This window comes from Pseudomonas sp. 2hn, assembly GCF_019646095.1.
In the GTDB taxonomy this organism is placed as follows: domain Bacteria; phylum Pseudomonadota; class Gammaproteobacteria; order Pseudomonadales; family Pseudomonadaceae; genus Aquipseudomonas; species Aquipseudomonas peradeniyensis.
In genome coordinates this window covers 1557281-1576754 of the sequence record NZ_CP081016.1, presented here as the reverse complement: position 1 = coordinate 1576754, position 19474 = coordinate 1557281, and the positions used below count along the sequence as shown (strand labels likewise).

Genomic DNA, 19474 nt, shown 5'->3' with positions numbered 1-19474 from the left:
TGTCGGATCTCACAGAGCGGTCAGTGCTTGCGCGGCGCCAGGTAGCCGAGCCAGCGGCGTTCGGCCATCTTGAACAGGCGCACGAGGATGAAGGTCAGGCACAGGTAGAACACGCCCGCCGTGATATAGGCCTCGAAAGGCAGGTAGTACTGGGCATTGACCGTGCGCGCGGCACCGGTGATGTCGATCAGGGTGACGATCGACGCCAGGCTGGTGGTCTGCAGCATCATGATCACTTCGTTGCTGTACTGCGGCAGCGCCCGGCGCAGGGCCGATGGCAGGAGGATGCGGCGGTACATCTTCATGCGCGACATGCCGATGGCCTTGGCCGCCTCGATCTCGCCGTGGGGCGTGGCCTTGAGGCTGCCGGCGATGATCTCGGCGGTGTAGGCGCTGGTGTTGATGGCAAAAGCCAGGCAAGCGCAGAAGGTCGCGCTGGACAGCCACGGCCACAGGAAGCTCTCGCGCACCGCCTCGAACTGGGCCAGGCCGTAGTAGATCAGGAACAGCTGCACCAGCATCGGCGTGCCGCGGATCACATAGGTGTACAGCCAGGCGCTCATGTTCACCAGCGGCTGCTTGGAGACGCGCATCAGGCCCAGCGGAACAGCCGCCAGCAGGCCGAACAGCAGCGACAGCGCCAGCAGCTTGAGGGTGGTCAGCAGGCCGCCCAGGTAAAGCGGCATGGCCTCCCAGATGACGTTGTAGTCGAAGATCATAGTTCAGCCGCCTTGACGCCCACCGAGTAGCGCTTCTCGAGATACTTCAGCGCCAGCAGCGAGACACTGGTCAGCACCAGGTACAACGCCGCCACCGCGAGGAAGAAGGTGAAGGGTTCGCGGGTGGCGTCCGCCGCCTGCTTGGCCTTGAACATCATGTCCTGCAGGCCGACCACCGAAATCAGCGCGGTCGCCTTGGTCAGCACCAGCCAGTTGTTGGTGAAGCCCGGGATCGCCAGGCGGATCATTTGCGGCACCATGATCCGGAAGAACACCTGGACTCCGCTCATGCCATAGGCCGCGCCGGCCTCGGCCTGCCCCTTGGGAATGCCCAGGAAGGCGCCGCGGAAGGTTTCCGAGAGGTAGGCACCGAAAATGAAGCCCAGGGTGCCGATGCCGGCGACCAGGGGGTTCAGGTCGATGTAGTCGTCATAACCGAGCAGCGGCGCCACCCGGTTGATGATGTCCTGGCCGCCGTAGAAGATCAGCAGGATCAGGACCAGGTCAGGGATGCCACGGATCACCGTGGAATACAGATCCCCCAGCCAGGCCAGCCAGCGCACCGGCGACAAGCGCAGCGCCACGCCGATCAGGCCGAGGACGATGGCCAGGGCCATCGACGACAGGGCGAGCTGCAGCGTCAGCCACGCTCCGTCGAGGATGACTGCCCCATAGCCTTTCAACATGATTCGAATTCCTCAGGGCTTGGGAATGAAAAATGGTGCAAACCTCAGAGATTCTGCTGTTTGCACCATTGCACAGGTGAAACTCGATGGCTTACTTCGAGTCTGGACCGTAGATGTCGAAGTTGAAGTACTTCTTCTCGATCTCTTTGTACTTGCCGTTGGCACGGATCGCGTCGATGGCGGCGTTGATGCGCTCGGCGTTGGCGGTATCGCCCTTGCGCACGGCAATGCCGACGCCGTCACCGAAGTACTTGGTGTCGGTGAAGGCCGGACCCACGAAGGCGAAGCCCTTGCCGGCGTCGGTCTTCAGGAAGCCGTCCTCGAGCAGGGTGGCGTCGGCCACGGTACCGTCAAGGCGACCGGCGGCGACGTCCAGGTAGATTTCGTTCTGGGTGCCGTAAGGCACGACGGTGGCGCCTTGCGGGGCCAGGACTTCCTTGGCGAAGCGGTCATGGATCGAGCCGCGCTGCACGCCGATCTTCTTGCCCTTGAGCTCAGCCAGGCTGTCGCTGACGGCAGTGCCTTCCTTCATGACCAGGCGCGCCGGGGTCAGGTAGTAGCGCTTGGTGAAGTCGACCGACTTCTTGCGATCATCAGTGATCGACATGGACGACAGGATGGCGTCGATCTTGCGCACTTTCAGCGCCGGGATCAGGCCGTCGAACTCCTGCTCGACCCAGGTGCACTTGGCTTTCATCTGTTCGCACAGGGCGTTGCCGATGTCGTAGTCGAAGCCGGCGAGGCTGCCATCAGGCTGCTTGAAGGCGAAGGGTGGGTAGGCGGCCTCGATACCGATCTTCAACGGCTTCTCATCGGCCTGCGATACCAGGGAAAACACGGAAAGCGCCAGGGCGCCAAGCAGTGCGAGCTTCTTCATCAGGTAACTCCATCGGTACGGGGCAATACAAGGCAGTTGTAACGGCTGCCCGATATGCGAATGGGTACAGCGCGAGCCGCGCAGGTTTCGACCAAGGTCGCAGACCACGAGCGAGTGAGTGGCATTCTAGCGACAGCCCGGTGGTCGATATTTCTTCAAAGCGACAACTAATTACAGAAGCGCCAGGAACCGCGGCGGGCGATATTGACAGCTCCTGCGAGATATGCAAGAGCAAAAGAGAAATAACCTATACCCAAAGCAATAAGCGGGCCCATTATTGGCAAAGCCTTGTATTCCGGCAAGCGCAGCGTGCGACCCTGCACGAAATGCTCCCAGCAATGCACTCAAATGGCACATGAATGTTTCCACAAGCCCCGCATTTGGGCGAAATCGGTGACAGCCAGGGTTACCGATGAATGTCGGAGTAACAGTCTGTATCAGTAAAGCAAAAACCCCGCCGGGTGTGGGCGGGGCTTTTGTTGATGGCCTTATCGCGGGGCAAGCCCGCCCCACGACCTTCAGGAGCCGACTTGCCGCGACGCTTCGACTCAGGCGGTGGCCAGGCTCATCGCCTTGTGGGTGTCGATCAGGTGTTGTACCACGCCTGGGTCGGCCAGGGTGGAGATATCACCCAGTGCGTCGTACTCGCCGGTGGCAATCTTGCGCAGGATGCGGCGCATGATCTTGCCCGAACGGGTCTTCGGCAGCCCCGGCGCCCACTGGATCACATCCGGCGAAGCGATCGGGCCGATCTCCTTGCGCACCCAGTTCTTCAGCTCCAGGCGCAGTTGCTCGCTCGACTCCTCACCGGCATTGAGGGTGACATAGACGTAGATACCCTGCCCCTTGATGTCGTGCGGCACGCCCACCACCGCCGCCTCGGCGACCTTCGGATGCGCCACCATCGCGCTCTCGATCTCGGCAGTGCCCATGCGGTGCCCGGAAACGTTGAGCACGTCGTCGACGCGACCGGTGATCCAGTAGTAGCCGTCTTCGTCGCGACGGGCACCGTCACCGGTGAAGTACATGCCGCGGAAGGTCTTGAAGTAGGTGTCGACGAAACGGTCGTGGTCGCCGTACAGCGAACGCGACTGACCCGGCCAGGAGTCGAGGATCACCAGGTTGCCCTCGGCGGCGCCTTCGATCAGGTTGCCCAGGTTGTCCACCAGCGCCGGCACCACGCCGAAGAACGGACGGGTCGCCGAGCCAGGCTTCAGCGCGGTGGCGCCCGGCAGCGGGCTGATCAGCACACCGCCGGTCTCGGTCTGCCACCAGGTATCGACGATCGGGCAACGCTCCTTGCCGACGGTCTTGTAGTACCAGTTCCAGGCCTCGGGGTTGATCGGCTCGCCCACCGAACCCAGCAGGCGCAGGCTGGAGCCATCGGCACCGGCCACCGCCGCTTCGCCTTCGGCCATCATGGCGCGAATGGCGGTTGGCGCGGTGTAGAGGATATTGACCTTGTGCTTGTCGACGATCTTCGACACCCGGGTGATGTCCGGGTAGTTCGGCACGCCTTCGAACAGCAGCGTGGTGGCGCCGTTGGCCAGCGGGCCGTAGACGATGTAGCTGTGGCCGGTGACCCAGCCCACGTCGGCGGTGCACCAGTAGACCTCGCCCGGACGGTAGTCGAACACGCGCTCATGGGTCAGCGCGGCATACACCAGGTAACCGCCGGTGGTGTGCAGCACGCCCTTGGGCTTGCCGGTGGAGCCGGAGGTATAGAGGATGAACAGCGCTTCCTCGGCGCCCATCTCTTTCGGCGCGCAGTGGCTGGAGGCGACCTTCATCAGGTCTTCGTACCAGATGTCGCGGTGCTGGTGCCAGGCGATGTCGCCACCGGTGCGCTTGCACACGATGATCTTCTGCACGCTGTTGGTTTCAGGGTTGGTCAGGGCCAGGTCGACGTTGGCCTTGAGCGGGGTGCGACGACCACCGCGCAGGCCTTCGTCAGCGGTGATCACCACTTTCGACTTGCAGTCGATGATGCGTCCGGCCAGCGCCTCCGGCGAGAAGCCGCCGAACACCACCGAGTGGATCGCGCCGATGCGTGCACAGGCCAGCATGGCGACCACGGCCTCGGGGATCATCGGCATGTAGATGGTCACCACGTCGCCACGGTGCACGTCCTGGCCACGCAGGGCGTTGGCGAACTTGCAGACCTGCTCGTGGAGCTCGCGGTAGGTGATGTTGCGGTGCTCGGAAGGGTCGTCGCCTTCCCAGATGATCGCCAACTGGTCGCCGCGCTCGGCAAGATGGCGATCCAGGCAGTTATAGGAAACGTTCAGAGTGCCGTCGGCGAACCACTTGATGTCGACATGGTGGTCGTCGAACGAGGTCTGCTTGACCTTGGTGAAAGGCTTGATCCAGTCCAGACGCTGGGCCTGCTCGCGCCAGAAGCCGTCCGGGTTGATCACCGATTGCTGGTACATGGCCTTGTAGGTGGCCTCGTCGGTCAGGGTACTGGCCGCAACCTCGGGACGAACGGGATACAGTGGAGCCGCACTCATCTGTGTTACCTCGGTGTAATAGTTGTTTTTGTATGGAACCGTTTGTAACTGTACCAGAGCGGCCAAGACCATTCGACGTTGGTAGTAACGCGACGGGCCGTCGACTCACCGATCAGGCGCGACCGCTCTAGCACATGGCATGCAGCCATCGTCGAGAGAAAAAATCTGGGTTTCGGCGGGGATTGTTACAGATTCTGTCAAAAGACTTTATCAAAACCCCCTCTGTTTCAGCCGTGGGCGCCTCCCTAAAATTCATCTCGCCAGCAACGGCAACGCGATTAACTTGGTAACAGCCCCCACGAAGGCAGCGTTAATCCGCACCTCATCCCGATAGTTGAAACTTGCTGTACTCGCGGCGCCATAAGCGCCGCGTGCCCCCTCACGACCTTAGACAGGTAACTTGAAAATGAAAGCTTTACTGGTATTGGTACTTGGCGGTTTTTGCGGCGCGGCATTGGCCGGCGAAGCAAAAGATGTCGAGCAGATTCCGGTTGAACAGTACAGTTATTCGCAGCACCTGGACATCGCCCGCGTCATCTCCATGAGCGAAGTGCCGAACGTCTGCGAAGTGGTGCCGGCCCGCATGACCTACGAGGACTCCCAGGGCCAGAAGCACATTCTCGAATACCGCGTGATGGGGAACGGTTGTTCCAACGGCTGAGGCCAGCCCTTGCACTATCCCTGTAGGAGCGGCCTTGCGCCGCGAAAGGGCCGCGCAGCGGCCCCAGGTTTTCAGCGGCACGCCAAGATCGTCGGGGCCGCTTTGCGGCCCTTTCGCGGCGCAAGGCCGCTCCTACAGGAAAAAGTGTAACTTTCGAGGTAATTAGCCACACTCACTCCGCCGACTTGTTCAACAAATAATCCCGCAACTTGTTGGCAATGGTCGTATGGGAAACTCCCAATCTTTTCCCCAGCGCCCGGCTACTTGGAAACTCGCTCATCAGACTTTCCAATACCGCCTTTTCAAACCGTCCGACAATTTGCGAAAGATCGCCATCCAGGGAAAACTCACCCAATGGTTGGCGTGCGCCATAATCCGGCAAACGGATATGTTCGCTCTTCACCACCCCGCCCTCGCACAACGACACCGCCTGGAACAGCACGTTCTCCAGCTGGCGCACGTTGCCCGGCCAATGATATTGGGCAAGCTTGTCCATCGCCGCCGGCGCCAGGCGCGGCATCGGGCAGCCGATCTGCCGGCTGGCCTGGTCGAGGAAGTGCTGCACCAGCCCCTCCAGGCCATCCATGCATTCGCGCAGCGGCGGAATGTGCAGCGACAGCACGTTGAGGCGATGGTAGAGGTCCTGGCGGAACTCGCCCCGGGCGCACAGCTCGGACAGGTCGACCTGGGTCGCGCAGATCACCCGCACGTCCAGGTACACCTCTTCGTCACTCCCGACACGACGGAAACAGCCATCCTGCAGGAAGCGCAGCAGCTTGACCTGCAAGCGCGGGCTCATCTCCCCGACGCCATCGAGGAACAGCGTGCCACCGGCGGTAAGCTCCAGCAGCCCCAGCTTGCCTTCGGCTCGCGCGCCCTCGAACGCCCCCGGCCCGTAGCCGAACAGCTCGGTCTCGGCCATCGACTCCGGCAGGCCGGCGCAGTTGAGCGCCATCAGCGGCGCCTGGCCACGGGGGCTAGCCAGGTGACAGGCGCGCGCCAGCAACTCCTTGCCGGTACCGGTCTCGCCCTCGATCAACAGCGGCGCATCCAGCGGCGCCATGCGCCGCGCCTCGCGCACCACCGCGGCCATCACCCGCGAGCTCTGGAAGATGCTGTCGAAGCCACGCAGCTCCTGCTTGCGCACGTTGTAGATACGCTCGCCGATGCGATCGGCACGATGCAAGGTGATCACCGCGCCCGCCAGGGCCTCGCTGTCATCATGCTCCGACTGCAACGGCGCGATATCGGCGAGGAACACATCGCCCTTGACCTTGATGCGCAGGCCGTTGATCCGCGACTTGTTGGCGCGGATCAGCTCCGGCAGGTCGAAGTCCTCGACATAGCGCGACAACGGAATGCCCGGCACTTCGTCCACCCGTACACCGAGCAACTGCGCCGCGCCACGGTTGGCGGCAACGATGCTGCCGCCCATGTCGATCGACAGCACCGGGAAATCCAGTGCGCCCAGCAGCGCATTGAGCTCCATGTGCCGGCGCTCGCTGGGCATCAGGCCGACCCGCTTGACCCCGAATACCCCGGCGATCGACTCGAACTTCGGCCGCAGGGCCTGGAACTGCAGGTTGATCAGGTTCGGGCAGTGCAGGTAGATGGCGTTGCCATGATCGCCGCCCACCTCGCCGCGCAGCACGTTGATGCCGTACTCCACCAGCAGGTTGAGGATGTCCCGCAGGATGCCGATGCGGTTCTGGCAGTGCACTTTGATACGCATGAAAGCTCTCGAAGCGGCCAAGGTTTTTACTTGGCACGCGGAAAAGTCGTAAAGATAAGCTGACAGAATCGCCCTTCAACTCAGCTCGATGCCCGTGATTTTCCGGCACAAGGGCATTTTTGTAAAATTATCGTTACGAATTCAGGACCAGCGGATAGCCACAAGTGGCCTCAACCCCGGTGCAAAGCCGCGTTTGTAGGGATATTCCTAAGGCATGTCCTGTACATAACAAGAACGCCCTCACCAGGAGAGCCACATGAAACAGACGCAATACGTGGCACGCGAGCCCGATGCGCATGGTTTTATCGACTACCCGCAGCAAGAGCATGCGGTGTGGAACACCCTGATCACTCGCCAACTGAAAGTGATCGAAGGCCGGGCATGCCAGGAATACCTGGACGGCATCGAGCAGCTCAAGCTACCCCATGACCGCATCCCCCAGCTCGGCGAAATCAACAAGGTGCTGGGCGCCACCACCGGCTGGCAGGTCGCCCGCGTGCCGGCGCTGATCCCCTTCCAGACCTTCTTCGAACTGCTGGCCAGCAAGCGCTTCCCGGTCGCCACCTTCATCCGCACCCCGGAAGAGCTGGACTACCTGCAGGAGCCCGACATTTTCCACGAGATCTTCGGCCACTGCCCGCTGCTGACCAACCCCTTCTTCGCCGAATTCACACACACCTACGGCAAGCTGGGCCTGGCGGCGACCAAGGAACAGCGTGTGTACCTGGCGCGCCTGTACTGGATGACCATCGAGTTCGGCCTGATGGAGACCGCACAGGGTCGCAAGATCTACGGCGGCGGCATCCTCTCCTCGCCGAAGGAAACCGTCTACAGTCTGTCCGGCGAGCCGGAGCACCAGGCCTTCGACCCGATCGAGGCCATGCGCACGCCGTACCGCATCGATATCCTGCAGCCCCTGTACTTCGTCCTGCCGAACATGAAGCGCCTGTTCGACCTGGCCCACGAAGACATCATGGCCATGGTCAACCAGGCCATGCAGCTGGGCCTGCACGCACCGAAGTTTCCACCCAAGGTCGCTGCCTGAGCGCCCCTGTCGATAACAACTCAAATCGGAAAACACCCATGAATGCCTTGAACCAAGCCCACTGCGAAGCCTGCCGCGCCGATGCGCCGAAAGTCTCCGACGATGAACTGGCAGAACTGATCCTGCAGATCCCGGACTGGAACATCGAAGTCCGCGACGGCCACATGGAGCTCGAGCGCGTATTCCTGTTCAAGAACTTCAAGCACGCCCTGGCCTTCACCAACGCCATCGGCGAAATCGCCGAAGCCGAAGGTCACCACCCGGGTCTGCTGACCGAGTGGGGCAAGGTCACCGTGACCTGGTGGAGCCACTCGATCAAGGGCCTGCACCGCAACGACTTCATCATGTGCGCGCGCACCGACGAGGTCGCCAAGACCGCCGAAGGGCGCAAGTGATGCACTTCGCGGCCATCGGTCGGGTTCCTGGCGACCCGATCCTGGGGCTGATGGAGGCCTACGCCCGCGACGACAACCCGGCCAAGTTCGACCTGGGCGTCGGCGTGTTCAAGGACGCCCAGGGCCTGACGCCGATTCCCGCGGCGGTCAAGCAGGCCGAGCAGCGCCTGGTCGAGCGCCAGGCCACCAAAAGCTACATCGGTGGCCATGGCGACGCGGCGTTCGGCCACCTGGTCAGCGAGCTGGTGCTGGGCAGCGACTCGCCGCTGCTGGCCAGTCAGCGCGCCGGCGCCACCCAGACCCCGGGTGGCACCGGCGCCCTGCGCCTGGCAGCGGAGCTCATCGCCCACTGCCTGCCCGGCCGCGGGGTCTGGCTGAGCGACCCGACCTGGCCGATCCACGAGACGATCTTCGCCGGTGCCGGGCTCAAGGTGTCCCACTACCCCTACGTGGGCAAGGACAACCGCCTGAACGTCGACGGCATGCTCGCCGCGCTGGAACAGGCGCCGGAAGGCGACGTGGTACTGCTGCACGCCTGCTGCCACAACCCCACCGGTTTCGACCTGGGCCAGGACGACTGGCGCGTGGTGCTCGACATCGTCAAGCGCCGCAACCTGCTGCCACTGATCGACTTCGCCTACCAGGGCTTCGGTGACGGGCTGGAGGAAGACGCCTGGGCGGTGCGCCTGTTTGCCGCTGAACTGCCGGAACTGCTGGTCACCAGCTCCTGCTCGAAGAACTTCGGCCTGTACCGCGATCGCACCGGCGCCCTGCTGGTGTGCAGCCACGATGCCGAGAAACTGCTGGATGTGCGCAGCCAGCTGGCGTTCATTGCGCGCAACCTGTGGTCGACGCCACCGGACCATGGCGCCGCGGTGGTCGCCGAGATCCTCGGTGATCCGGCGCTCAAGGCGCTGTGGGTCGAGGAAGTGAACGCCATGCGCCAGCGCATCGCCGAGCTTCGCCAGGGCCTGGTGCAGGCGCTGGCGCCCCATGGCCTGGCCGAGCGCTTCGCGCACATCGCCGTGCAACGCGGGATGTTCTCCTACACCGGCCTGAACCCCGAGCAAGTGCGCCTGCTGCGTGAGCGGCACAGTGTGTACATGGTCGGTACTGGCCGGGCGAACATCGCCGGGGCGGATGCACGACGCCTGGAGCAACTGGCGGCGGCCATCGCCGACGTCTGTCGCTGATATCGCAGTACCTGTGGGAGCGGCTTTAGCCGCGAAGCAAGCGACGCGGTGGATGGCACCGGCTTCGCCGGTGTTCGCGGGTAAACCCGCTCCCACAGGATACGCGCTGCTTTGACATCAAGCGCTGTAACTGTGGGCGACGCAGCCTGCGATGAATCGAACGCTGGCAGTACAAGGCTGTTGCTCCCACAGAGTTTCCGGCGCCCGAACACAGTCGGCGGTGCGCTGATCGCCCGCTAAAACCGACCAGCGCCCGGCAAAAATCTCAAACTGTCATCCAGACTGCTGTATCCTGCCCCAGCTTTTCGAAGCCACACATGCGCCCTGGCGCCGCCTTTTCACTCACACTTGCGAGGAACGACGAGATGCATGAAATCCCGAATCTTCCCTTCCCAAGCCTGAACCCCGAAGAGCAATCCGTTGCCGCCCACGCCGAACCGACGCCCGCCGTCGACCAGGACGGTGACGATCAATCCAGCGCCGACCCGGAATAATCGCGCACCCCACCCGACTGTGTGAAAACGGCTGACCTGCGGGATATCCCCGTCATCGCGTTTTCACACCGTCCAGAACCTCTACCGAAGACCCTCATGCCCGACTCACCGCGCCCCCTTGCGGTCACCCTGCAAGTCGTTTCCATCGTCCTGTTTACCTTCATCGGCTACCTGAACATCGGCATCCCCCTGGCCGTGCTGCCCGGCTACGTGCACAACGACCTGGGCTTCAGCGCCGTGGTCGCGGGCCTGGTGATCAGCGTGCAGTACCTGGCCACCCTGCTCAGCCGCCCCACCGCCAGCCGCATCATCGACAACCTCGGCAGCAAGAAAGCGGTCATGTACGGCCTGTTCGGCTGCGGCCTGAGCGGCGTGTTCATGCTGGCCTGCAGCTTTCTTACCCACCTGCCCTGGCTGAGCCTGGCCTGCCTGTTCATCGGCCGCCTGGTGCTGGGCAGCGCCGAGAGCCTGGTGGGCTCGGGTTCGATCGGCTGGGGCATCGGCCGGGTCGGCTCGGAAAATACCGCCAAGGTGATCTCCTGGAACGGCATTGCCAGCTATGGCGCATTGGCCATCGGCGCGCCGCTCGGCGTCCTAATGGTCAAGCAGCTCGGGCTGTGGAGCATGGGCGCGAGCATCATCCTGCTGGGCGTCATCGGCCTGGTGCTGGCCTGGCCCAAGCGCGCCGCGCCGGTGGTCGCCGGCGCGCGCCTGCCGTTCCTGCGGGTACTGGGCAAGGTCTTCCCCCATGGCTCGGGGCTGGCCCTGGGCTCGATCGGCTTCGGCACCATCGCCACCTTCATCACGCTGTACTACGCCAGCCGCGACTGGCCCAATGCCGCGCTGACCCTGAGCCTGTTCGGCGCCAGCTTCATCTGCGCGCGCCTGCTGTTCGGTAACCTGATCAACCGCATCGGCGGTTTTCGCGTGGCGATTGCCTGCCTGTCGGTGGAGACACTGGGGTTGCTGATGCTGTGGCTGTCGCCCAGCGCCGAGATGGCCCTGGCCGGCGCGGCCTTGAGCGGGTTCGGATTCTCGCTGGTGTTTCCGGCACTCGGGGTGGAAGCCGTGAACCAGGTGTCGGCAGCCAACCGCGGCGCGGCGGTAGGGGCCTATTCGCTGTTCATCGACCTGTCGCTGGGGATCACCGGGCCGCTGGTGGGCGCGGTGGCGGCGGGGTTCGGATTTGCCTCGATGTTTCTGTTCGCGGCGGCGGCGGCGGGGTGTGGGTTAGTGTTGAGCTGCTATCTGTACCGACAAGCTCGACTGCAACGGGAACGCTAAAAGCCGGGGGGGGGGTGCTTTGCACCCCTTTCGCGGCACAAGGCCGCTCCTACAGAGGAACAAAACCTCCTGTAGGAGCGGCCTTGTGCCGCGAAAGGGCCGCAAAGCGGCCCCATCAATTGACTAGCGCTGCGCATACTGCAGCACCACCTCCAACGGATGGCGCAACTGCTTCTCGGTCATGCGCTTGACCTGGCTGCGGCAGGAATAGCCGGTCGCCAATGCCTCACCCTGCTTGTCCAGCTTGGTCGCCCAGGACTGCTCGAAGATGGTCCTCGAGGCTTCCTGGTTCCGCGCTTCATGCCCATAGGTACCGGACATGCCGCAGCAGCCGGTGGCCTCGGTGACCAGCTTCAGCCCCAAGCGGGCGAACACCTGCTCCCACTGTTTGGTACTGGCCGGCACATTGGTCTTCTCGGTGCAGTGGGCCATCAGGCGGAAGCTGTCGGCCTTGGCCGGCGCCTGCTCGGGCAGCACGTTCATCAGCCACTCCTGGGGCAACAGAACCGACGGGCACTCCACGCCATCGACCTTCTGGTACTCCTGGCGGTAGACCAGGGTCATTGCCGGATCCAGCCCCACCAGCGGCACGCCGCAGTCGGCCAGGGCCTTGAGCTGGGTGGCGTTGCGGATCGCCGCCCTGGCGAAGGCACCGAGGAAACCCTGCACATGCAACGGCTTGCCGTTGGCGCTGTAGGGCGCGAGGAACACCTTGTGCCCGAGGCGATGGGCCAGTTCGATGAACGAGGCCAGCAGTGGCGTCTCAAAATAGCGGGTGAAGGCATCCTGGACCAGCACGATGCTGCGCTCACGCTGGGCCGGGGTCAGCTCGCGCAGGGCCGGCACGCTCGCCACCTGAACCCGGCAACGGGTCAGGGTGGCCTGGAAGTTGAAACGGCTGATCAGCGGACTGTCGACCATGCCGACCTTGTCCGCCAGCAGCCTGCTCACCCACTTCGAGCCCATCACTGCGTTGTACAGGCCCGGCGCATGGGCCAGGTAAGGGATGGTGAACTCCAGCGAACCGATCAGGTAGTCGCGCAACGGACGCTGGTAGCGACCGTGGTACAGCTCGAGGAAGCGCGAGCGGAAGTCCGGCACATTGACCTTGATCGGGCACTGCCCTGCGCAGGACTTGCACGCCAGGCAGCCGGCCATGGCGTCGTATACCTCGTGGGAGAAGTCTTCCTGTCCCTGCTGGCGCGCACGGCTGTTGCGCAGGCGCGCCGGCAGTCCCTTGAGCCAGGACGCCTTGCGCTGGGCGGCGGCGAGCACATCGATGTTCGCCTCGCCCTGCAGGCGCAGCCATTCGCGGATCAACGAGGCACGCCCCTTGGGCGAATGCTGGCGTTCGCGGGTGGCCTTCCACGACGGGCACATGGCGTCGTTGGGGTCGTAGTTGTAGCAGGCACCGTTGCCGTTGCAGTGCACGGCGCTGCCGAAACTTTGCCAGACGCGCTCGTCGATACGGCGGTCAAGGTCACCGCGCAAGGTCACGCCATCCACCGGGGTCAGGCCTTCGGCGCTGTCCGGCGGGGTGCAGATCTTACCCGGGTTGAGCTGGTTGTGCGGGTCGAATGCGCCCTTGAGACGCTGCAGCGCCGGGTACAGTTCGCCGAAGTATTCTGGCACGTACTCGGAGCGCAGGCCTTTGCCGTGCTCACCCCAGAGCAGGCCGCCATAGCGCTGGGTCAGCGCCGCCACGGCATCGGAGATCGGCTTGACCAGCGCGGCCTGGGCCGGATCCTTCATGTCCAGCGCCGGCCGCACGTGCAGCACGCCGGCATCGACATGGCCGAACATGCCGTAGGCAAGACCATAACCGTCGAGCAGCGCGCGGAAGTCGGCGATGTAGTCAGCCAACTGCTCCGGCGGCACGGCGGTGTCCTCGACGAACGGCTGTGGCCGCACCTCGCCCTCGACGTTGCCCAGCAGCCCCACCGAGCGTTTGCGCATGGTGTAGACCCTGGTGACCGCCTCGGCACCTTCCGCCAGGGTGTGCCCAAGGCGTTCGACGCTGGTGTCGCGCTGCAGGTGCGCGACGAACGCCTCGACCCGAGCATTGACCTCGGCCGGCTCGTCGCCGCAGAACTCCACCAGGTTGATGCCCAGCGTCGGGCGCTCGGCGTCGGCCGGGAAGTACTCGGCGACGCTGTGCCAGACGATGTCCTTCATCGCCAGCATCAGCACCTTGGAGTCGACGGTCTCGATCGACAGCGGCTTGTGCGCCATCAGCGCGTTGGCGTCGCGCAGGGCGTCCATGAAGCTGCTGTAGCGCACGTTGACCAGCACCGCGTACTTCGGGATCGGCAGCACATTGAGCTTGGCCTCGACCACATAGCCCAGCGAGCCTTCGGCGCCGCATAGCACGCTGTTGAGGTTGAAACGGCCCTGCTCGTCGCGCAGGTGCGCCAGGTCGTAGCCGGTCAGGCAGCGGTTGAGCTTGGGGAAGATGCTTTCGATCAGCCCTGCCTGGGTTTCCTGGATCTCGCGGGCCATGCGATACACCTCGCCAACCCGGCCGGGCTCGGCGCAGGCCTGCTCCAGCGCCGCGTCATCGATCGGCAGGCTGTGCAAGCGCTCGCCACCGAGCAGCACGCTGTGCAGCTCGAGCACGTGGTCGCGGGTCTTGCCGTAAGTGCAGCTACCCTGGCCGCTGGCGTCGGTGTTGATCATGCCGCCGACGGTGGCGCGGTTGGAGGTGGACAGCTCCGGTGCGAAGAACAGCCCATGTGGCTTGAGCGCGGCATTGAGCTGGTCCTTGACCACGCCCGCCTGAACCCGCACCCAGCGCTGCTCGACATTGATCTCGAGAATGCTGTTCATGTGCCGCGACAGGTCGACGACGATGCCATCGGTCAGCGACTGGCCGTTGGTACCGGTGCCGCCACCACGCGGGGTCAGCTTGATGTCGCGAAAGCGTGGCTCGGCCATCAGCGTGGCGACCCGCGCCACATCGTCGGCATCCAATGGGAACACCGCCGCCTGGGGCAGGCGCTGGTAGATGGAGTTGTCGGTGGCCAGCACGGTGCGGGTGCCGTAGTCGGCACTGATCTGGCCACGGAAGCCGCTGTTCTTCAGGCCTTCGAGGAATTCAGGGTAATGGGCGGCGGGCGCACGGGGCGGAAGCTGGGCGATCATCGAAGGATGGCCTCTATTCGATATTGGCTAATTCACGGGTTCCAGGCATTACAACATTTCGTGGGAGCGGGCTTGCCCCGCGATGACGCCATCGCGGGGCAAGCCCGCTCCCACGAAATGCCGTGTTTCCTGCGACTACGGTATGAATGTTCTATACCGCATGACGAATGCGCCCATGTTCCTGTAGTTTCGCGCCAGGGGCAAACGGATATTCCTGCCGCTATCGATGAGCTTTATGAATGAATTACCGCCACCTCACCCCGTCCATGTCGCTGCTGCTGGCCTTCGAGGCCGCCGCGCGGCATGAAAGCTACACCCGCGCCGCCGCCGAGCTGTCGCTGACCCAGAGCGCGGTGAGCCGCCAGGTGCAGGCGCTGGAGCAACAGCTGGGGCTCACCCTGTTTCGCCGCGAGGGGCGCCAGGTGCAACTGACCGATGTCGGCCGCCTGTACCAGCGCGAGCTCAGCGAGGCCCTCGGACGCATCCGCAGCGCCACCCTGCAGGCCCTGGCCTATCAGTCCGGGGTCGGCACATTGCGCCTGGCGACCCTGCCGACCTTCGGCTCGAAATGGTTGCTGCCGCGCCTGCATGCGTTCTACAGCGCCCACCCCGGCATGCTGGTGCACATTCATTCCCGTATCGAAGCGATCAACTTCGACACCAGCGAGATCGACGCCGCCATCGGCGTGGCCACCCACGACCTGCCCGGGCTGGTCTGCCATCGCCTGCACGCCGAGGAGCTGGTGGTGATCCTGCCGCCGGACAGCGCTCGCGACGGCCAGCACTGGTGCCCGGCGCGGATCAGCGAAGAGGTGCTGCTCAACGTCGCCAACAACCCCCATGCCTGGGGGGAGTGGTTCTCCCACCACGCCCTGCCCCACCGGGCGATGCGCCTGGGGCCGAGTTTCGAGCTGACGTCGCACCTGATCCAGGCGGTACGGGCGGGGATAGGGATCGGCCTGGTGCCCAGGATTCTGGTGGAGGAGGAACTGGCCAGCGGCGAGCTGTTCAGCCCCGGCGAGCCGTTTGCCAGCCAGCGTAGCTATTACCTGATCTATCCACCCAGGAATGAGGCACTGCCTTCGTTGCGGGCGTTTCGCAGCTGGCTGCTGGAACAGATCTGAGGCTGGCACAGACAACAAAAAACCCGATGCCAGTCACCCGGCATCGGGTTTTCTCGAAGCGCCTCGGCGCTTACTTGACCACGCTACCGGCAGCGCCGTTGACCTGCGCCCCACGCTTGCTCTTGAGCACGTAGAACACATACATCACCACCAACCATACCGGCATGGCGTACACCGACACCTGGATGCCCGGGATCTGCAGCATGATGCCGAGGATCAGCACCACGAAGGCCAGCACCAGGTAGTTGCCGTACGGGTACCACAGCGCCTTGAACAGCGGCTTCTGACCGGTGCGGTCGAGGTGCTGGCGGAACTTCAGGTGCGAGTAGCTGATCATCGCCCAGTTGATCACCAGGGTCGCCACCACCAGCGACATCAGCAGTTCCAGGGCGTTCTGCGGCATCAGGTAGTTGAGCAGCACCGCGATCAGGGTCACGGCCGCCGATGCCAGGATCGAGCGTACCGGCACGCCGCGACGGTCGACCTTGGCCAGCGCCGCCGGGGCATCGCCCTGCTCGGCCATGCCCAGGAGCATGCGGGCGTTGCAGTAGGTACCGCTGTTGTACACCGACAGCGCCGCGGTCAGGACCACGAAGTTCAGCAGGTGCGCGGCCACGTCGCTACCCAGCAGCGAGAAGACCTGGACGAACGGGCTGCTGCCGTAGCTGCCGCCGGAAGCGTCGATGCTGGCCACCAGGCTGTCCCACGGGGTCAGCGACAGCAGCACCACCAGGGCGCCCACGTAGAAGATCAGGATGCGGTAGATGACCTGGTTGATCGCCTTGGGGATCACGGTCTTCGGTTTGTCGGCCTCGGCCGCGGTGAAGCCGAGCATTTCCAGGCCACCGAAGGAGAACATGATGAAGGCCAAGGCCATGACCAGGCCGCTGACGCCATGCGGGAAGAAGCCGCCATGGGCCCACAGGTTGGTCACCGACGCTTCCGGGCCGCCACTGCCGCTGGTCAGCAGGTAGGCACCCAGGCCGATCATGCCGACGATGGCGGCGACCTTGATGATCGCGAACCAGAACTCGGCCTCGCCGAAGAACTTCACGTTCATCAGGTTGATGGCGTTGATCAGCAGGAAGAACGCCGCCGCGGTGACCCAGGTCGGGATCTCCGGCCACCAGTAATGGACGTACTTGCCCACCGCCGACAGCTCCGACATACCCACCAGGATGTACAGCACCCAGCAGTTCCAGCCCGACAGGAAGCCGGCGAAACCGCCCCAGTACTTGTGCGCGAAATGGCTGAAGGAGCCGGCCACCGGCTCTTCGACGATCATCTCGCCGAGCTGGCGCATGATCATGAAGGCGATGAAGCCGCAGATCGCATAGCCGAGGATCATCGACGGACCGGCGGACTTCATCACGCCGGCCGAGCCAAGGAACAATCCGGTGCCGATCGCGCCACCCAGGGCGATCAGTTGGATATGGCGGTTCTTCAAGCCACGCTTGAGTTCGCCAGACTGTGAGTTATGTCCACTCATGAACGAAGTCACCTGCTTGTTTTTATCTGTGACGGAATCGGACCCACCGCACTCGTGGCGCAGCGGAATGGGCAAGGTAGTTACCTTGGATACTTATGACGGGCAGTCGCTCGTGGCCTTGGTGGCCAGGGGCGGATCAACCGGGTGTCAGCAAGCGTGCGCGGTACGCAAGGGGGTCACAGGTAAAACGCGGCGCATTGTATACCCCTGCAAACGCGCAGGCGTCAACGCGTTGCATCGTTTCCTGTGGAAAAAACGCAGCGGTCCTGGGGTGAAGGCCTGAAAAGGCGGAGTGATCGGCGTGCATGGCGCCTCCATTTTGTTGTTTTAAGTGCCTGGCGATCCTGCCTGGCTCTGCACACGGCAATGGCGCTATCTCAGCGTTTGGGCGGGGGTTTGGGAAGGGGGTGAAGGGTGATGGGGAGGCTCTGGCGCGCAAGTCTTGGAAAGATTTTGTGACGAAGAGCGGGAAAGTACAGGCAAGCCGGGGAAAAGGCCAAGAATCGTATAATTTTCTTTACAAGGTGGTTTGAAAATTTGCCACTGGTCGGGAAAATTTCTGTCTGTTCAGGCACTTGGGGCCGCTTTGCGGCCCATCGCGGGGCAAGCCCGCTCCTACACAGGGCTGCGTATCGAGGGTCTTCCTTTTCACAGGCACAAAAAAGCCACCCCGAAGGCTAATGCCAGTCAGTTAAGCCAATTGGGGTCGCTGCGCGACCCTTCGCGGGTAAAACCGCTCCCACAGGTACGGCGCTCGATTCAGCGTTTGCGCGATCCTGTGGGAGCGGGTTTACCCGCGAAGGGCTGCAAAGCAGCCCCAATAAGTGCGATGAAGCGCTAACTGACTGGCACTAGCCCGAAGGCTGGCTCTTTCGCTACCGGGGCGAATCAGCCACGCGGCTTGCCGCGGCCACGACCTGCTGGCTTGTCGCCTTCAGGACGGGCAGGACGCTTGCGCATCTCGCTCGGGCGCTCGGCCACCGTGCTGCCACGACCACTTTTGCGCGGTGCAGACTCTTCACGCGACGCGCGCGCCGGGCGCTCGGCCTGCCCTTCGGCGGCCGGGCGCAGGGTGCGCACACGCTCGCCACGGCCCAGCGGACGGGTCGACTTGCGCTGCAGACGCTCGAGCTTGTCCTTGGCCTTGAGCTTCATCTCCGGCAGCGCCACCGGCTGCAGGCCGACTTCAGCGGCGAGGATGTCGATCTCGCCCTGGCTCATTTCGCGCCAGCGGCCCATCGGCAGGTCGGAGTTGAGGAACACCGGGCCGAAACGCACACGCTTCAGGCGGCTGACCACCACGCCCTGGGATTCCCACAGGCGGCGCACCTCACGGTTGCGGCCTTCCATCACCACGCAGTGGTACCAGTGGTTGAAGCCTTCGCCGCCCGGTGCCTTCTGGATGTCGGTGAACTTGGCCGGGCCGTCCTCGAGCACCACACCGGCCTTGAGGCGGTCGACCATGTCGTCATCGACCTCGCCGCGCACACGCACGGCGTACTCGCGGTCCATTTCATAGGACGGGTGCATCAGGCGGTTGGCCAGCTCACCATCGGTAGTGAACAGCAGCAGGCCAGTGGTGTTGATGTCCAGGCGACCGATGTTGATCCAGCGGCCCTCTTTCGGGCGCGGCAGACGGTCGAACACGGTCGGGCGGCCTTCCGGGTCGTCACGGGTGCAGATCTCGCCGTCGGGCTTGTTGTACATGATCACACGGCGGGTCGCCTCGGCGGCCTCGACACGCTTGATCAGCTTGCCGTCGACGGTGATGGCGTCGTGCAGGTCGACGCGCAGGCCCAGGGTGGCCTCGACGCCGTTGACCTTGATACGGCCCTGGCCGATCCAGGCCTCGACGTCACGGCGCGAGCCGACGCCGATGCGCGCCAGTACTTTCTGCAGCTTTTCGCCGGACGGCGGGGTGGGTTGTTGGTCTTGCAGGTCTTTGTCACTCATCTGGGCACCTCCCGGTGTAGTAGTGAAAGCGGGCGCGCATCATACGCGGTTCGGCGGGGGAACGCACTGGAGGGTAGAAGGTTTTTGGTGATCGCCCTGCAGATTCTGCCCAAAGGTAGGTATTGACGGTGCCGGCCTGATCGCGGGGCAGGCCCGCTCCCACAAAGCCGG

General features: G+C 63.8%; 15 protein-coding genes. 7 read left to right on the top strand and 8 right to left on the bottom strand.

The window, feature by feature from the left end; translation table 11 throughout:
- Window positions 1-20: 20 nt before the first annotated feature.
- The 4 genes from K2O50_RS07325 to acs form a co-directional block, all read right to left on the bottom strand.
- The gene (locus tag K2O50_RS07325) at window positions 21-719 is read right to left on the bottom strand and encodes an ABC transporter permease (RefSeq protein WP_050706737.1); all 699 of its coding nucleotides are present in this window, start codon (window positions 717-719) and stop codon (window positions 21-23) included.
- The gene (locus K2O50_RS07320; protein WP_028691070.1) at window positions 716-1405 is read right to left on the bottom strand and encodes an ABC transporter permease; all 690 of its coding nucleotides are present in this window, start codon (window positions 1403-1405) and stop codon (window positions 716-718) included. Before K2O50_RS07320 ends, K2O50_RS07325 begins: the two co-directional genes overlap by 4 nt.
- Window positions 1406-1496: 91 nt before the next feature.
- A complete protein-coding gene (locus K2O50_RS07315) occupies window positions 1497-2282 on the bottom strand; it encodes an ABC transporter substrate-binding protein (RefSeq protein ID WP_050706738.1) in 786 nt (261 codons plus the stop codon).
- A gap of 548 nt (window positions 2283-2830) precedes the next feature.
- Window positions 2831-4792, bottom strand: coding sequence for an acetate--CoA ligase (gene acs / locus K2O50_RS07310; protein ID WP_050706739.1), 1962 nt, complete (start codon window positions 4790-4792; stop codon window positions 2831-2833).
- A gap of 406 nt (window positions 4793-5198) precedes the next feature.
- Between acs and K2O50_RS07305 the strand changes: the two genes are divergently transcribed.
- Window positions 5199-5453, top strand: a complete 255-nt coding sequence (locus tag K2O50_RS07305) for a DUF2790 domain-containing protein (RefSeq protein ID WP_023630669.1) — start codon at window positions 5199-5201, stop codon at window positions 5451-5453.
- A gap of 172 nt (window positions 5454-5625) precedes the next feature.
- On the opposite strand, the gene K2O50_RS07300 is transcribed toward K2O50_RS07305, so the two are convergent.
- Window positions 5626-7185, bottom strand: a complete 1560-nt coding sequence (locus K2O50_RS07300; RefSeq protein ID WP_050706742.1) for a sigma-54-dependent transcriptional regulator — start codon at window positions 7183-7185, stop codon at window positions 5626-5628.
- 256 nt (window positions 7186-7441) lie between these two features.
- On the opposite strand from K2O50_RS07300, the gene phhA reads away from it, so the two are divergent.
- The 5 genes from phhA to K2O50_RS07280 all read left to right on the top strand — a co-directional run bounded on the left by phhA (window position 7442) and on the right by K2O50_RS07280 (window position 11596).
- Window positions 7442-8230 carry a phenylalanine 4-monooxygenase gene (gene phhA, locus K2O50_RS07295; protein WP_050706743.1) on the top strand — a complete coding sequence of 263 codons (789 nt, stop codon included), beginning with the start codon at window positions 7442-7444 and terminating at the stop codon, window positions 8228-8230.
- Window positions 8231-8268: 38 nt separating this feature from the next.
- Entirely contained in the window at window positions 8269-8625 is a 357-nt protein-coding gene (locus K2O50_RS07290; RefSeq protein WP_011534975.1) for a 4a-hydroxytetrahydrobiopterin dehydratase, read from the top strand.
- The gene (locus K2O50_RS07285; RefSeq protein WP_162232978.1) at window positions 8622-9818 is read left to right on the top strand and encodes an amino acid aminotransferase; all 1197 of its coding nucleotides are present in this window, start codon (window positions 8622-8624) and stop codon (window positions 9816-9818) included. Before K2O50_RS07290 ends, K2O50_RS07285 begins: the two co-directional genes overlap by 4 nt.
- Window positions 9819-10183: 365 nt before the next feature.
- Entirely contained in the window at window positions 10184-10312 is a 129-nt protein-coding gene (locus K2O50_RS26600; RefSeq protein WP_256206020.1) for a hypothetical protein, read from the top strand.
- 96 nt (window positions 10313-10408) lie between these two features.
- Complete coding sequence (locus K2O50_RS07280; protein WP_050706745.1) at window positions 10409-11596, top strand: MFS transporter; 1188 nt, start codon at window positions 10409-10411, stop codon at window positions 11594-11596.
- A 123-nt stretch (window positions 11597-11719) separates the two neighbouring features.
- Here the strand turns inward: K2O50_RS07280 and K2O50_RS07275 are convergent, their stop codons facing one another.
- A complete protein-coding gene (locus tag K2O50_RS07275) occupies window positions 11720-14737 on the bottom strand; it encodes an FAD-binding and (Fe-S)-binding domain-containing protein (RefSeq protein ID WP_050706746.1) in 3018 nt (1005 codons plus the stop codon).
- A 239-nt stretch (window positions 14738-14976) separates the two neighbouring features.
- Between K2O50_RS07275 and K2O50_RS07270 the strand changes: the two genes are divergently transcribed.
- Window positions 14977-15861 carry a LysR substrate-binding domain-containing protein gene (locus tag K2O50_RS07270; protein WP_050706747.1) on the top strand — a complete coding sequence of 295 codons (885 nt, stop codon included), beginning with the start codon at window positions 14977-14979 and terminating at the stop codon, window positions 15859-15861.
- 70 nt (window positions 15862-15931) lie between these two features.
- Here K2O50_RS07270 and K2O50_RS07265 read toward each other — a convergent pair whose 3' ends face one another.
- A complete protein-coding gene (locus tag K2O50_RS07265) occupies window positions 15932-17350 on the bottom strand; it encodes an amino acid permease (protein WP_050706748.1) in 1419 nt (472 codons plus the stop codon).
- An 888-nt stretch (window positions 17351-18238) separates the two neighbouring features.
- Complete coding sequence (rluB, locus tag K2O50_RS07260) at window positions 18239-19303, bottom strand: 23S rRNA pseudouridine(2605) synthase RluB (protein WP_050706749.1); 1065 nt, start codon at window positions 19301-19303, stop codon at window positions 18239-18241.
- Window positions 19304-19474 lie beyond the last annotated feature (171 nt).